General features: G+C 41.1%; 12 protein-coding genes. 8 read left to right on the forward strand and 4 right to left on the reverse strand.

The window, feature by feature from the left end; all coding sequences use genetic code 11:
• Positions 1-98: 98 nt before the first annotated feature.
• From LKD41_RS03725 to murC, 4 genes are all read right to left on the reverse strand, one after another.
• Positions 99-1,286, reverse strand: a complete 1,188-nt coding sequence (locus LKD41_RS03725; protein ID WP_022243630.1) for a ribose-phosphate pyrophosphokinase — start codon at positions 1,284-1,286, stop codon at positions 99-101.
• Between the two features lie 71 nt (positions 1,287-1,357).
• The gene (locus LKD41_RS03730; protein WP_022243629.1) at positions 1,358-2,350 is read right to left on the reverse strand and encodes an ATP-binding protein; all 993 of its coding nucleotides are present in this window, start codon (positions 2,348-2,350) and stop codon (positions 1,358-1,360) included.
• A 33-nt stretch (positions 2,351-2,383) separates the two neighbouring features.
• Positions 2,384-3,412, reverse strand: a complete 1,029-nt coding sequence (locus tag LKD41_RS03735) for a DnaD domain protein (RefSeq protein ID WP_022243628.1) — start codon at positions 3,410-3,412, stop codon at positions 2,384-2,386.
• 283 nt (positions 3,413-3,695) lie between these two features.
• Positions 3,696-5,075 carry a UDP-N-acetylmuramate--L-alanine ligase gene (gene murC, locus LKD41_RS03740; RefSeq protein ID WP_227700436.1) on the reverse strand — a complete coding sequence of 460 codons (1,380 nt, stop codon included), beginning with the start codon at positions 5,073-5,075 and terminating at the stop codon, positions 3,696-3,698.
• Between the two features lie 292 nt (positions 5,076-5,367).
• Between murC and LKD41_RS03745 the strand changes: the two genes are divergently transcribed.
• From LKD41_RS03745 to LKD41_RS03780, 8 genes are all read left to right on the forward strand, one after another.
• Positions 5,368-6,642: a glucose-1-phosphate adenylyltransferase gene (locus tag LKD41_RS03745; RefSeq protein ID WP_022243626.1), complete on the forward strand. Its 1,275-nt coding sequence runs from the start codon at positions 5,368-5,370 to the stop codon at positions 6,640-6,642.
• Positions 6,639-7,757 carry a glucose-1-phosphate adenylyltransferase subunit GlgD gene (gene glgD, locus LKD41_RS03750; protein ID WP_227700437.1) on the forward strand — a complete coding sequence of 373 codons (1,119 nt, stop codon included), beginning with the start codon at positions 6,639-6,641 and terminating at the stop codon, positions 7,755-7,757. Before LKD41_RS03745 ends, glgD begins: the two co-directional genes overlap by 4 nt.
• A 39-nt stretch (positions 7,758-7,796) precedes the next feature.
• Positions 7,797-8,066: a septation regulator SpoVG gene (gene spoVG, locus LKD41_RS03755; protein WP_117698655.1), complete on the forward strand. Its 270-nt coding sequence runs from the start codon at positions 7,797-7,799 to the stop codon at positions 8,064-8,066.
• Between the two features lie 436 nt (positions 8,067-8,502).
• Complete coding sequence (locus LKD41_RS03760) at positions 8,503-9,255, forward strand: sugar phosphate nucleotidyltransferase (protein ID WP_227700438.1); 753 nt, start codon at positions 8,503-8,505, stop codon at positions 9,253-9,255.
• On the forward strand, positions 9,243-9,803 hold the full coding sequence (gene pth / locus LKD41_RS03765; RefSeq protein WP_117698657.1) for an aminoacyl-tRNA hydrolase: 561 nt from the start codon (positions 9,243-9,245) through the stop codon (positions 9,801-9,803). The genes LKD41_RS03760 and pth overlap by 13 nt, the downstream gene beginning before the upstream one ends.
• Before the next feature lie 12 nt (positions 9,804-9,815).
• The gene (gene mfd / locus LKD41_RS03770; RefSeq protein ID WP_227700439.1) at positions 9,816-13,364 is read left to right on the forward strand and encodes a transcription-repair coupling factor; all 3,549 of its coding nucleotides are present in this window, start codon (positions 9,816-9,818) and stop codon (positions 13,362-13,364) included.
• A 75-nt stretch (positions 13,365-13,439) separates the two neighbouring features.
• Positions 13,440-14,537: a peptidyl-prolyl cis-trans isomerase gene (locus tag LKD41_RS03775; protein ID WP_022243620.1), complete on the forward strand. Its 1,098-nt coding sequence runs from the start codon at positions 13,440-13,442 to the stop codon at positions 14,535-14,537.
• 89 nt (positions 14,538-14,626) lie between these two features.
• A complete protein-coding gene (locus LKD41_RS03780; protein ID WP_117946148.1) occupies positions 14,627-15,130 on the forward strand; it encodes a shikimate kinase in 504 nt (167 codons plus the stop codon).

Raw genomic sequence — 15,130 nt, forward strand, 5'->3', positions numbered from 1 at the left:
CCATAAAAATAACCTCCAAACTGAGTAATTTTATCTTACATCAGTTTGGAGGTTTACACAAACTTTGGGATACTCCCAGCCATTTTTGCTGCCGTTATTTATTTCTTTTTCTGATTAGCTTTATATTTCTTTATAAGCTTCTGGATACGCTCGTTTGGATCTAAGAGCTCACTGATAGAAGCATCATGATTCAATGTATCGATAATATAAGCAATATATTTGCTCATGTCACAGTTGATATAATATGGACGGCTTAAAAGCTCCGGAGTCTGATAAGTCAGGTTGGTGGTAACTACACGGTAGATAGTTCCATCTTCTACAGCTTTATCGAATTTTTCCAGACCATTGGTGAAAAGTCCGAAGGTTGCAACAACAAAGATTCTGTTTGCTTTTCTCTTTTTTAATTCGGTTGCAACGTCAATCATGCTTTCTCCGGAAGAAATCATATCATCGATAATCAGAACATCTTTTCCTTCTACGGAAGAACCTAAAAATTCATGTGCGACAATAGGGTTACGTCCGTCAACAATTCTGCTGTAATCACGGCGTTTGTAGAACATACCCATATCCAGACCAAGTACACTGGAAAGATAAATTGCACGTCCGGTACCACCCTCATCCGGGCTGATAATCATCATGTGGTCAGAATCAATCTGTAAGTCAGGAACGTTCTTGCAGATACCTTTGATAAACTGGTATGCAGGCTGAACAGTTTCAAAACCACCCTTTAAAGGAATTGCATTCTGGACACGAGGATCATGTGCATCAAATGTAATAATGTTGTCAACGCCCATGGCAACCAGTTCCTGTAAAGCCAGTGCACAGTCCAAAGATTCCCTGGTGCTTCTTCTATGCTGGCGGCTTTCATAAAGGAATGGGATGATAACAGTAATTCTTCTTGCCTTGCCGCCAATTGCAGCAATAATTCTCTTTAAATCCTGGTAATGATCGTCTGGGGACATATGGTTTGTCTGACCACACAGAGAATAAGTAAGGCTGTAGTTAGTAACATCAACCATAAGATAAAGGTCATAACCACGAACAGTTTCTTTGATCATTCCCTTTGCCTCGCCTGAACCAAAACGAGGGGTAACAGCTTCGATGATATAAGAATCACGTTTGTAGCCCATAAAAGCTGCATCATTCTGGTGCTGATGCTGTCTTTCGTCTCTCCATTTGACAAGGTATTTGTCAACTTTTTCTCCTAATTCCTGGCAGCTCTGTAATGGAATAATTCCAAGAGAACCAGTAGGAAGGGTTTCTAAGTTTCTTTCACTGTTTGACATGAATAGGTTCCTCCATAGAAATAATTTATCTTATATAGTTCAATAGATATAGCATCTAATTGAATGCGTAATTAATGCAGCTTTTTCTTAAGACGGATATCGTCTCCAAAAAGCTTAATCATCGTATAGCTGCTGAAGATGCGGGAGCAGATACGCTCGGAATATACATCAGCAAGCTGGTCGATACTTAAATTCGTAGAAATCAATGTTGATTTCTGACGCAGCATACGTTCGTTCAGACACAGGAAAAGCCGGGATGCCGTAAAGGAGTTGGCAAGTTCGGTTCCAAGGTCATCAATGATTAAAAGATCACAGTCGAAGATATTCTGTCCGGCAGCAGAAGCTGCAGCGTCCTTCTGGAAAGTGTCCTTTTCAAATATATCAAATAATTGGAAGGCTGTAAAATAAATAACGGAATGTCCTTTATCTAAAAGCTCTTTGGCAACGCAGTTTGAAAGAAAAGTCTTACCGACACCGGTTGCTCCATAGAAAAAGAGATTTTCAAAAGAGGTATCAAAATGCTCGATAAAGGACTTGCAGTCTGCAACAGCTTTTTTTACAGTATCATAAGCAGATAATCCGGTTGTGGGATTTATCTGCTCTTTGGAATAGTATGCATAAGAGAAATTCGAAAAATTCTCTTTGGCTAAAATATCTTTTACATTAGACTGCGTATAGACTAAATCAATGGCAGCCTGTACAAAACAATGACAGCGTTCATTTCCAATATAACCGGTATCCTTACAGTCCTTACAGGTGTAAACCGGTTCCAGATAATCAGCCGGATAACCCAGAGAAGCAATCAGATTCTGTTTCTCCCTGCGAAGAGCAGCAAGCTGTTCTTTTAATGAAGAGAGAACAGAGGAATCTTCTGCTCCATCATCAGATAAAAGCTGTTTTGCACTTGCTACTGAGATGGAAGAAATCTCGTTGTCTATTTCTGTAAGGCGCGGACATTTTCCGTAGACTTCCTGAATGCGTTCATCCAGAAGATGCTGATTGTGAAACTGTCTGGCATTATATTGCCGGATTAAAGTATCGTATTGTGAATTATTAAGAGACATGAAATGCTCCTTTAGTATTCCTGAAAAAGTGTCTTAATTATTTAAGAGCTGTTTTTCAAGCTGTTCAAAATTATAGGTACGCTGTGAAAAATTGTTAAACCGGTTGGCGGCAGTCTTGTTTACGGTGACATTGCGGGAAGAAGATGCCTTGCTTTTTTTGTAAGCAGTGTCTAATATAGCAATATCCTCTAAATGGTGGATATTACATTTATGCCAGTTCTCTAAGATGGTATCGGCATACTGGAAGCTTGGCTGATTTGTCGCCTGCAGTGTCCGTTTGCATGCCTCGGAAATGATATCCAGTGTAAATCCAAACTGGCTGGTCCATTTATCTACCAGTTCAAGTTCGTATTCGGCCAGCTTTCTGCCGCTGATTCCAAATGCCTTCATGACACCATAATGTGTCTGCTTATAGGCACTGGAAGAACGTCTGGCATCTTCCGCAGTACGGATAGAAGAAGCAGACCAGGAAAGGGCAATCTTGTCCATATAGCGGATGCTCTTATGACCGTTGTCCACACAGGATTCTACCAGATATTCAATCAGGTCTGTGGAGAATTTCAATTCATCTGACCAGTAAAGAATGGTTTCATAATCCTTGATGGACAAAGGATGTCCGATATAGCGTTCAATAATGAATAATAAATCGCTGGAAGCCTCATCATTCTGGAAAGACAGAATCTGGTCTTTTGTATAAGATGGACGGATATCTACAGAAGATGCTTCCGTAGGCTTTTCTGCATGTTCAGAATCCTGCGTAACCGCAGAAACAGGCTCGCACAGGCAGATGCCGGTAAGCTGTTCGCCGGAATTATATTCTAACTGGAGTAAGTGTTTTTTCTCCCAGTATTTTAAGGCACGTTTAATATCCTTTTCTGTATGGTCGAATTTATCAGCCATCTTAGAAATGGAAAAATTCTCAGCCGCGTTGATGCAGCGGAGTAAATATAAATAAATTTTTACAAATTCTCCATTGGCATCTGCCATATACTCATCAATAAAGGTATTGGATACGCAGGTAACCGTGGATTTGCTTTTCGTATGTAATGTTATGTCTGTCATAAGAACTCCCTCTTTCACCGACCACATTATAGCATATGAATCTAAAATTGAGAAGTCTTATTTTAACCAAAAATCCAGTAAAATCAAGGGTTTCCACATTTGCACAGAATTGTGAATAATGTGGATAACTTTCTTTTGAAAGTGCATTATGGTAACTGAAATGGGAGCAGTTTGGCGGTTAATACAGATAGAATGGCGATTTTCAAAAATACATTATGTAAACAAAAAAATCCACATCCATAATTCACAAAAATGTGAATTACGATGTGGATAATGTGGATAACTACTGTTGGAGAAGGTGTTCGCCTATAAGATACACGTCTCCGGCTCCCATAGTTATCAACAAATCATTGTTTATGCATTTTTCTGATAAAAATTTTTCAATCTCATCAAAAGACGGGAAATAATAACTTTCCTGACCGTTTTTCTGAAGCTCTGCCAAAAGGTCTTTGGAAGAAATCCCAATCGTATTTTTCTCTCTGGCGGCATAGATGTCTGCAAGGACTACAATATCTGCCATGGAAAGCACCCGGGCAAAATCACTTAAGAATGCCTTGGTTCTGGAATAGGTGTGTGGCTGGAAAACGCAGATAATCCGTCCGTGTGGATAATTCCGGGCTGCGGTTAATGTAGCAGCTACTTCGGTCGGATGATGTGCATAATCATCGATAACGGTGATACCGTTCTTTGTTCCTTTGTATTCAAAACGACGTTTGGTGCCGCCAAACTGAAGCAGTCCCTTTTTGATAACATCCAAAGGAAGACCGAGATTTAAGCAAAGTGCAATGGCAGCCAGTGAATTGGAGACATTATGCCTGCCTGGAACGCTTAAGGAAACGGTTCCTAAGTCTTCGGTTTTGTGCATCAGAGTATATGTGCCGCAGGCATGGTCATTATAAGTAATATTTTTAGCATAAAAGTCATCGTTTTCGCATAAACCATAAGTAGTGACGCTACAGGACAAATTGTTGGTAATCTGATCTAAAGCTGCAATCTGGCCGTTGATGATTAATACACCATCATGTGCAGTATTTCCGGCAAATTCATGGAAAGAACGGCGGATATCATCGATATCTTTGAAGAAGTCGAGATGCTCAGCTTCCACACTGGTGATGATACTGTATTTCGGATGAAAATGCAGGAAACTGTTGGTATATTCGCAGGCCTCGGTAATGAATACTTCTGAACCACCTACGCGGATATTTCCACCGATTGCTTCTAAGATACCACCAACACTGATTGTAGGGTCAGCCTTTGCAACAAGAAGAATCTGTGAAATCATGGATGTGGTAGTGGTTTTTCCATGGGTACCGGCAACTGCAATGGATTTCTCATAGTTATCCATAATCTGTCCAAGCAGTTCTGCACGGGAAAGCATTGGAATACCGGCATCTACGGCTGCTTTAAATTCCTCATTGTCCTCGCGGATGGCAGCAGTATAGACAACCAGTGCAGGACGGATGGATAAGTTAGATGCTTTCTGACCAATGTAAATGGTTGCGCCTTTTTTGGCAAGGCTGTCGGTAAGCGCAGACTGCTTTGCATCAGAACCGGAAATGGTAAAACCTTCTTCCAGCAAGATTTCTGCAAGACCACTCATACTGATACCGCCAATACCGATAAAATGTACATGAATAGGTTCTTCAAAATTTAATGAATACATAATTCTTTACCTGCCTGACTTATAATTTCGTTTCTTGAGAAAAGATTTCTTCCTAATATTATAACCATATGCAGGGAATTTGCAAATCTATTTTGTCTGTCAGGAAAAAAGAATGCAAAATAATGGAGGTGATTTTGTAAAAATGACAAGAAATGTTCAAAAATTGTCTAAAATGACTAAAATATGCGAAAAAAGATAAAATAATTATACAGAATGCTGTACAACATATGGGCAGTGTGTTATACTTTTGTTATACCAAAATGACCTGATTTTATGACGAGAGGTGAATGACGTGATTAAGAAAGAAATGATAGCCATGCTTTTGGCGGGCGGACAAGGAAGCCGTCTTGGAGTATTAACTTCCGGTGTAGCAAAGCCTGCAGTCGCATTTGGAGGAAAGTATCGTATTATCGACTTTCCATTGAGCAACTGCATCAACTCAGGTATTGATACCGTTGGAGTGCTGACACAGTATCAGCCATTGAGATTAAACAGACATATTGGAATTGGAATTCCGTGGGACTTAGACCGTAATAACGGAGGAGTAACGGTTCTTCCTCCATATGAGAGAAGTGATAACAGTGAATGGTATACTGGTACAGCAAATGCGATTTACCAGAATCTGAAATATATGGAGACTTATAATCCGGATTATGTGCTGATTTTATCAGGCGACCATATTTATAAGATGGATTATGAAGTAATGCTTGATTTCCATAAGGAAAATAATGCAGACGTAACAATTGCAGCAATGCCTGTTCCAATAGAAGAAGCAAGCCGTTTTGGTGTGGTTATAACAGACGAAAATAAAAAAATTAAAGAGTTCGAGGAAAAACCGGAACATCCGAGAAGCAACCTCGCATCCATGGGAATATACATATTCAACTGGAAAGTATTGCGTGACAGCTTAATTGCTATGAAGGATCAGAGTAATTGTGACTTCGGAAAGCATATTATTCCGTACTGCCATGAGAATGGAAAGCGTTTATTTGCTTATGAATTCAATGGTTACTGGAAGGATGTTGGAACACTTTCCTCCTATTGGGAAGCAAATATGGAATTGATTGATCTGATTCCGGAATTTAACCTTTATGAAGAATACTGGAAGATTTATACCAAGAGCGATAATGTAGCTCCGCAGTATCTTGCGGCAGAGTCCAAGGTTGATACCAGCATTATCGGAGAAGGTGCTGAAATTTATGGAGAAGTGCAGAATTCTGTAATTGGTGCAGGAGTTCGGATTGAAAAGGGTGCGGTGGTACACAATTCCATTATCATGAAAGAATGTGTGATTGGAGAGAATACTGTGGTGGAGAAATCCATTATTGCAGATAAGACCATTGTTGGAGCAAACTGCCACTTAGGCGTAGGCGAGTATGCACCAAGCACATTGAATGAAAAAGTATATGCATCTGATCTGGTTACTATCGGAGAAGATTCTGTAATACCAGACGGAGTTTCAATTGGAAAAAATACAGCGATTTCCGGAGTAACGGAACCGTCAGATTATCCAGATGGAATGTTAGCAGGCGGTGGAGCTATTATTAAGGAAGGTGACAGAATATGAAGGCATTAGGATTAATTTTAGCAGGTGGAAACAATCATCGTATGCAGGAACTTTCCAGCAAGCGTGCAATTGCAGCAATGCCAATCGGCGGAAGCTACCGATGCATTGATTTTGCATTGAGTAATATGAGCAACTCACATGTTCAGACCGTTGCAGTGCTGACTCAGTATAATGCACGTTCTTTAAATGAACATTTAAGTTCATCCAAATGGTGGGATTTTGGAAGAAAACAGGGAGGTCTTTATACCTTCACTCCTACCGTAACCGCTGACAACAGCTGGTGGTACAGAGGAACTGCAGATGCAATGTACCAGAACATTGATTTCTTGAAAAAACGTCATGAGCCATATGTAATTATTACAGGTGGTGATTGTGTATACAAGCTGGATTACAATAAGGTATTGGATTACCATATTGAAAAGAAAGCTGATATAACTGTTGTGTGCAAGGATATGCCGGAAGGCGCAGATATCAGCCGCTTTGGTGTAATCCGCATGAATGAAGAATCCAGAATCACAGAGTTTGAAGAGAAACCTATGGTATCCAGCTCTAATACAATTTCTACCGGTATTTATATCATCCGCAGAAGACAGCTGATTGAAATGTTAGAGCGGAGCGGTCAGGAAGACAGATGGGATTTCGTTACAGATATTCTGATTCGTTATAAGAATATGAAACGAATTTATGGATATAAAATGGAAGATTACTGGAGCAATATTGCAACAGTAGATTCATATTACAATACCAATATGGATTTCCTGAAACCGGAAGTGAGAAATTACTTCTTCCGTGAGACACCGCATATCTATTCGAAAGTAGATGATTATCCACCAGCAAAATACAATGCAGGTTCTGATGTGAAGAACAGCCTGATTTCCAGTGGATGTATCATCAACAGTAAAATAGAAAATTCTGTATTGTTTAAAAATGTGTTTGTAGGAAAGAATTGTGTAATCAAGAATTCCATTATTCTCAATGACGTATATATTGGAGATAATACGCATATTGAAAACTGTATCGTGGAAAGCCGTGGAACGCTGAAAGCCAACACGTATTATTGCGGTGACGACGGAGTAAAGGTTGTACTTGAACGCAATGACAGATATGCACTGTAGGCAGAAGACTTAAGAGAAAGGCGTGAAGGGGGTAACATAATGCAGATTACAGATGTAAGAATACGTAAAGTTGAAAAAGAAGGTAAAATGAAAGCTGTGGTATCCATTACCATAGATGAAGAATTTGTTGTACATGATATCAAGGTGATTGACGGAGAGAAGGGACTCTTCATTGCAATGCCAAGCCGCAAGGCTGCTGATGGGGAATACAGAGACATTGCACATCCAATTAACTCAGATACCAGAAATAAGATACAGCAGATTATTTTAGAAAAGTACGAAAGTGAAATCGCAGCTGAGGAGGCGTAACACGTACATAGAATAAGGAAGACGAGCAGGCTGTCACAGAAATGTGGCAGCCTGTTTTTCACACTTCTTTTTTTGAACAATTGATAGAATGAAGTATAAATATGCCGTGGGACAAATGAGAAAGCATGAAAAAGACTGTTAGGAGCACTTGGAATTTCGGGCGAAAACAGACAACGCCGGCACAGGGAAGTGCCGGCGAGGCGCAAGCAACATGGATGTTGATTTGCGCCGGTTGTCAGAACTGATAAAAATTTTTTTCAAAATTCTTAGTGCTCCTTATAGTCTTTTTCGCTTTTCCATTTGCCCCACGGCAGATTTACATTGTCATCTATTTCATATTGTGGAAAAAAGGATGACAAATTTCTAGGAAAGAAGTATACTAAAATATAACAGTATTTTTGGCAGAAAGCCGGAGAGGAATAAAGAGGATAAAAATATGGAAGCATTAAAAGCGGTAATATTGGCAGCTGGAAAGGGAACCAGAATGCAGTCAGACCTTCCGAAAGTAGTGCATACAATAGACGGAAAGTGTCTGGTAGATTATGTAATTGAAGCGGCAGAAGGAGCAGGAGCGGAGGATATCTGTCTGGTGGTAGGCTATAAGCATGAAGAGGTAGAGAATACCATTTCACATAAAGATGATGTAACATTTGTACTGCAGGAGCAGCAGCTTGGAACTGGTCATGCGGTAAAATGTGCCAAGGATTTCCTGGGAAAAGAAGGAAATACACTGATTCTTTTTGGAGATGCACCACTGATTACATCTGCAACCTTAAAGCAGCTTTTGGAGCATCATATCCAGCATAAAAATGCAGTAACCGTATTGTCAGCAACGATAGATGACCCGACCGGATATGGAAGAATTATCCGCAATGAATCCGGAGAATTTATAAAGAGCGTAGAACATAAGGATGCAAACGAGGAAGAGTTGAAATCCCATGAGATTAATTCCGGAATGTATGTATTTAATACCTGGGAATTATCACAGGCATTGGATAAGATTCAGCCGAATAACGCACAGGGTGAATATTATCTGCCGGATACGCTTACGATATTAAAGGAAAAAGGACTTCGTGTAGATGCATTTGCACTGGAAAGCCCGGAAGACATCAATGGAGTAAATGACCAGAAGCAGTTAGAATCAGCTGCAGAAATCATCAGAAGAAGGAAGAAAGAATGTACATTATAGCGGGACTTGGAAATCCTGGAAAGAAATATGAACATACCAGACATAATGTTGGCTTTGATGTCATGGATGTACTGGCAGAAAAATATAATATAAGGATGGACGAAAAAAAGTATAAAGCAATCTGCGGCAAAGGAATGATCGGAAGTGAAAAAGTTGTTCTGGTGAAGCCACAGACTTTTATGAACTTAAGCGGAGAAAGCATCGCTGAAGCAGTAAATTTCTATAAAGTGGATCCGGCCAGTGAACTGTTAGTGATTTTTGATGATATCAGCCTGGCACCGGGAAGAATACGGATTCGTAAAAAAGGCAGTGCCGGCGGACACAATGGAATTAAAAATATCATTGCGCAGGTGGGAACAGAGCAGTTTGCTAGGATTAAGGTAGGTGTCGGTGAGAAACCACAGGGCTGGGATTTGGCAGACCATGTCCTTGGCCATATGGATAAGGCAGACCGGAAACTGGCAGAGGAAGCATTTTTAGATGCGGTATCTGCGGTAGAACTGATTGTCGATGGAAAAATCGAACAGGCAATGAATGACTATAATTAAAGGAAGAACATTATGAATGTATTTTTGCAGCCCCTTTCGGAACTGGAAGAATTGCAAAATGCCTTAAAGCAGCTAAAGAGCAATCAAGGTATCGTTCAGATATCCGGATGCATGGATGCGCAGAAGGCACATATGGTATTTGCGGCGAACGATGGTTTTAGAAATAAAATCATCGTTACTTTTAACGAACAAAAAGCAAGGGAAATCTTAGAAGATTATCGTTTTTTCGACAGGGAGACTCTCTATTTCCCGGCGAAGGATATTTTATTTTATCAGTCGGATATCAGAAGTAATCAGCTTACCGGAGAGAGGATTGCCCTGTTAAAACGTTTATCCGAAAAGAAGCCGGTTACAGTGGTATTGACTTTTGACGGACTGATGAACCGGATGGCAGGACTGGAAGCCTTTAAAGAAGCGGTGCGTACTTATAAGGTGGAAGACGAATTAGACTTTGAAGCAGAGACAAAGCGGCTTTTGCAGATGGGGTATGTGCGCAATTATCAGGTGGAAATGCCGGGAGAATTTGCGGTGCGTGGAGGAATCCTTGATATATATCCTCTGACGGAAGAAAATCCGCTGCGCATTGAAATGTGGGGAGATACCATTGATTCCCTGCGAAGCTTTGAGGCGGAGAGCCAGCGTTCCATAGAGAATTTGGAAGAAATTACGTTGTATCCTGCAACGGAACTGGTGCTGACGGAAGAACGGAAGCAGGCAGGCTTGAAGAAAATTCGACAGGAAGCGGTAAAGGCAGAAAAGAAGTTCCGCGACCAGATGAAAAATGAAGAAGGCCATCGCATCAAACAGACGGCGGCTGCTTTGGAAGAAGAGATAGAAGAATTAGGTGGTGCAGCTAATTTGGACAGCAGCCTTGCATATTTCTTCCCGGAGGCGGTAAGCCTTTTGGATTATTTTGGCAAAGACGAGACTCTTTTAGTCCTGGATGAACCTGCCCGGCTGATGGAAAAGGGCAGAGTGACAGAGCAGGAATTTGAAGAGAGCATGAAGCAGCGCTTGGAGAAGGGTTATATCCTGCCGGGACAGGCAGAAACGCTCTTTACCGGAAAGGAAATTACTGCGAAGATGCAGAGTTTCCACGGACTTGCACTGGCAGCACTGGATATGAAGGTGCGGGAGTTAGACATTACGAACCGTTACCATATTCAGGTGCAGGGTGTGAATTCCTATAATAACAGCTTTGCAACGCTGGTGAAGGATTTAAAGAATTATAAGAAAAACGGATACCGGGTCGTTGTATTATCCGCATCTAAGACAAGGGCAGAGCATCTGGCGAAGGATTTACAGGAAGAAGAGGTAAGCTGTTATTATGCCAAAGATTTTGAACGGGAATTGCAGCCGGGAGAAATCTTAACTGCCTATGGAAAAGTAAAACGTGGATACGAATACCCGCTGATTAAATTTGCGGTTATCACAGAAAGTGATATATTCGGGCAGGAAAAGAAGAAACGGAAGAAACACCGCCTCTATGAGGGAGAAAAGATACAGAGCTTTCGTGACCTTCATGTAGGTGATTATGTGGTACATGAAAATCACGGCCTTGGCATTTATCGTGGAATCGAGAAAATCGAAGTCGATAAAAAAGTCAAGGATTATATCAAGATTGAATATGCCAAGGGAGGCAATCTTTATATTCTTGCAACCCAGCTGGAACTGATTCAGAAATATGCCGGTTCCGATGCCAAGAAACCAAAACTAAACCGGCTGGGCAGCCCGGACTGGGATAAGACAAAAACCAGAGTGCGTGGTGCGGTAAAAGAAATTGCCCACGAACTGGTGGAACTCTATGCTATCCGGCAGAACAAAGAAGGCTATGTCTATGGTCCGGATACTGTATGGCAGAAGGAATTTGAAGAGATGTTTCCATTTGAGGAGACAGAAGATCAGGAACTTGCCATTGAAGCAACCAAGAAGGACATGGAAAGCACCAAGATTATGGATCGTCTGATTTGCGGAGACGTAGGATATGGCAAGACGGAGGTGGCAATCCGTGCTGCCTTTAAGGCGGTGCAGGAGGGAAAACAGGTAGTTTATTTAGTACCGACCACAATCCTGGCGCAGCAGCACTATAATACCTTTGCCCAGCGGATGAAAGATTTCCCGGTAAGAGTAGATTTGCTTTGCCGTTTCCGCAGCCCAAAAGAGCAGAAGAAAACCATCGAAGATTTGAAAAAAGGCATGGTGGATATTATTATCGGAACCCACAGAGTGCTTTCTGAGGATGTGAAATTTAAGGATTTGGGACTTCTCATTATCGATGAGGAGCAGCGTTTTGGTGTGGCTCATAAAGAGAAAATCAAGCAGATGAAAAAGGATGTGGATGTGCTGACTTTAACGGCAACACCAATTCCAAGGACATTGCATATGAGCCTTATCGGAATCCGCGATATGAGTGTTTTAGAGGAGCCGCCGATGGATCGTGTGGCAATCCAGACTTATGTCATGGAATATAATGAAGAAATGGTGCGGGAGGCAATCTGCCGGGAATTAGCAAGAGACGGACAGGTTTATTATGTATTTAACCGGGTAAACCAGATTGCAGAAATGGCAGCGAAAATTTCAGAACTGGTGCCGGATGCCAATGTGGCATTTGCCCACGGACAGATGAAGGAACGGGAACTTGAGGATATTATGTATCAGTTTATCAACGGAGAGATTGATGTGCTGGTATCCACAACGATTATCGAGACGGGGCTTGATATTTCCAATGTAAATACCATGATTATTCATGATGCGGATAATATGGGACTGTCACAGCTCTATCAGCTTCGCGGAAGAGTAGGGCGTTCCAACCGGACGGCATATGCGTTCTTAATGTATCGCCGGGATAAAATGTTAAAAGAAATCGCAGAGAAACGTCTGGCTGCAATCAAGGAATATACAGACCTTGGAAGCGGCTTTAAGATTGCCATGCGGGATTTGGAAATCCGTGGAGCCGGAAACCTGCTGGGTGCGCAGCAGAGCGGACATATGGAGGCAGTCGGTTATGACCTTTACTGCAAGATGCTCAATGAGGCTGTCAAACAGGAGAAGGGAATCGGAGTGGAAGAAAGCTTCGATACAACAGTAGATGTGGAAATGGATGCATTTATCCCACCGTCCTATATTCCAAACGAGACACAGAAGCTGGATATTTATAAACGAATTGCAGCCATTGAAAATGATTCAGAAAGTGATGAGATGCTTGATGAGCTGACAGACCGTTTTGGAGACCCGCCAAAATCAGTAACAAACCTTCTTTCCATTGCATTGATAAAAGTGCTGGCGCATCAGGCGTATATGAAGGAAGTGGTAGAGCGTGGCAATACAGTGCGCTTTGTCATGTATGAAAAAGCTGCGGTGAATCCGGCAAAAATACCGGAACTTCTGTCAAAATATGATCATGCGTTGAAATTTATACCGGATCAGAAAGGACCGTATTTTGTGCTGAACCGGGGAACCAACAGCCGGACAGTATCAGGCAGCAGTATCAACTATATCCGCCAGTTTGTGTTGGATGTGCAGACGATTCTGGTAGAAAAAACCATAAAAAAGGATGCTTAACTGCATAAAAATCTTGCGGCATGTACGAAAAAGCACTATAATAGAACGATGATAAATATTTTGGAGGAACGTGATATGAGATTTAAGAAATTCACAGCACTTGCATTGGCGGTTGTTACTGCAGCTTCCGTAGCTATGACAGGATGTGGCAGCAGAATCGATGAAGATGCAGTTGTTGCTACATTAGGAGATAAAGAGATTTCACTTGGACTTGCCAACTTTATGGCACAGTATACAGCAGTATCCTATGACAGCTATATTACCATGGGATATGCTAAGGAAAATATGTGGTCACAGGATTTATCCGGAAACGGTAAGACTATGCAGGATAATGTAAAAGATGGAATCCTGACACAGATTCAGACCAATTATCTCTTGGAAGACCATATGAAAGACTATGGTGTGGAAATAACGGATGAGGAGCTTTCTGATATTGATACTGCAGCACAGCAGTTCATGGATGACAATAGCAAGGAAGCAATCAGGACCATGGGTGCCAAGAAAGAATATGTAGCAGAAATGCTTCGACTGAACCTGATTCAGAAGAAGATGCATAATGCAATCATTGCAACTGTAGATACCGAAGTTTCTGATGAAGAAGCGGCACAGAGAACATTCAGTTATATCAAGGTTTCTACCGAGGCACATTATGATGACAGCAAGAATTATGTGGAATATACCGATGATGAGAAGGCAGAATTAGAAAAAACTGCAGAGAAAATCGCAGAAGAAGCGAAAACTGATTTTGATGCAGCAGCAACAGACAACGGATATACTGTAAGCACTTATTCATACGGCAGTGATGAAATCGGTGAAGATGGAACAGCAACAGGAAGTATGGATGCATCCATTATTACAGCAGCAGATGCGTTAAAAGAGGGAGAAGTTTCTTCCATGATTTCCGTAGATGGAAAAGGATATTATGTTATCCGCTTAGACAGTGAATTTGACCGTGATGCAACCGACAAAGAGAAAGAAACAATTGTTTCCCAGCGTCAGTCCGATAAATATACTGAAGTATGCGACAGCTACAAGGAAGAAAAAGAATGGACGGTAAATGATGATGTATGGGCAGCTGTTAATTTTGATAAGCTCTATACCATCAAGAAAACAGATACAGAAACAGAATCTGTAAGTGAGACAGAGACAGCATCAGAGGCAGCAACAGAATAATTGCAGAAATTATAAAGTGACAAGAATATAGAGAAGCAGAAAATTTATTTTTCTGCTTCTTTTCTATCACATAGATACAGGAGTATGGAATGAAAGACAATATCGTATTAATCGGAATGCCGGGCGTAGGAAAAAGTACTGTAGGTGTCGTATTGGCGAAGGCATTAGGCTATAATTTTGTGGATGCAGATTTAGTCATTCAGCAGCAGACTGGAAAGCTTTTGTGTGAGCTGATTGCAGAGCATGGAACAGAAGGATTTCTTGAGATTGAGGATGAGGTAAACAGCAGCATAGAAGGACATAAAGCAGTTATTGCCACAGGAGGCAGTGCAGTATATTGTGCAAATGCCATGGAGCATTATAAAGAAATTGCAACCGTACTTTATCTGAGTGTATCTTATGAGACATTAGAAGAGCGTCTTGGTGATTTGAAAAACCGCGGTGTGGTATTGAATGATGGTCAGACGCTGAAAGATTTGTATGATGAGAGAACTGCATACTATGAAAAATATGCGGATGTAACAGTAAACGAAGAGGGATTGTCAATTCGTGAAACAATCGATGCAGTAAAAGAAAAACTCGGGATGGAATAA

It is taken from the genome of Roseburia sp. CLA-AA-H209 (assembly GCF_020687575.1).
In the GTDB taxonomy this organism is placed as follows: domain Bacteria; phylum Bacillota; class Clostridia; order Lachnospirales; family Lachnospiraceae; genus Roseburia_C; species Roseburia_C amylophila.

Coding starts and splice junctions, on each gene's coding strand:
- LKD41_RS03735 (WP_022243628.1), bottom strand. CDS start 3,412: ATGACAGACATAACATTACATACGAAAAGCAAATCCACGGTTACCTGC.
- mfd (WP_227700439.1), top strand. CDS start 9,816: ATGAATGTATTTTTGCAGCCCCTTTCGGAACTGGAAGAATTGCAAAAT.
- LKD41_RS03730 (WP_022243629.1), bottom strand. CDS start 2,350: ATGTCTCTTAATAATTCACAATACGATACTTTAATCCGGCAATATAAT.
- LKD41_RS03725 (WP_022243630.1), bottom strand. CDS start 1,286: ATGTCAAACAGTGAAAGAAACTTAGAAACCCTTCCTACTGGTTCTCTT.
- LKD41_RS03780 (WP_117946148.1), top strand. CDS start 14,627: ATGAAAGACAATATCGTATTAATCGGAATGCCGGGCGTAGGAAAAAGT.
- murC (WP_227700436.1), bottom strand. CDS start 5,075: ATGTATTCATTAAATTTTGAAGAACCTATTCATGTACATTTTATCGGT.
- LKD41_RS03760 (WP_227700438.1), top strand. CDS start 8,503: ATGGAAGCATTAAAAGCGGTAATATTGGCAGCTGGAAAGGGAACCAGA.
- LKD41_RS03775 (WP_022243620.1), top strand. CDS start 13,440: ATGAGATTTAAGAAATTCACAGCACTTGCATTGGCGGTTGTTACTGCA.
- glgD (WP_227700437.1), top strand. CDS start 6,639: ATGAAGGCATTAGGATTAATTTTAGCAGGTGGAAACAATCATCGTATG.
- spoVG (WP_117698655.1), top strand. CDS start 7,797: ATGCAGATTACAGATGTAAGAATACGTAAAGTTGAAAAAGAAGGTAAA.
- pth (WP_117698657.1), top strand. CDS start 9,243: ATGTACATTATAGCGGGACTTGGAAATCCTGGAAAGAAATATGAACAT.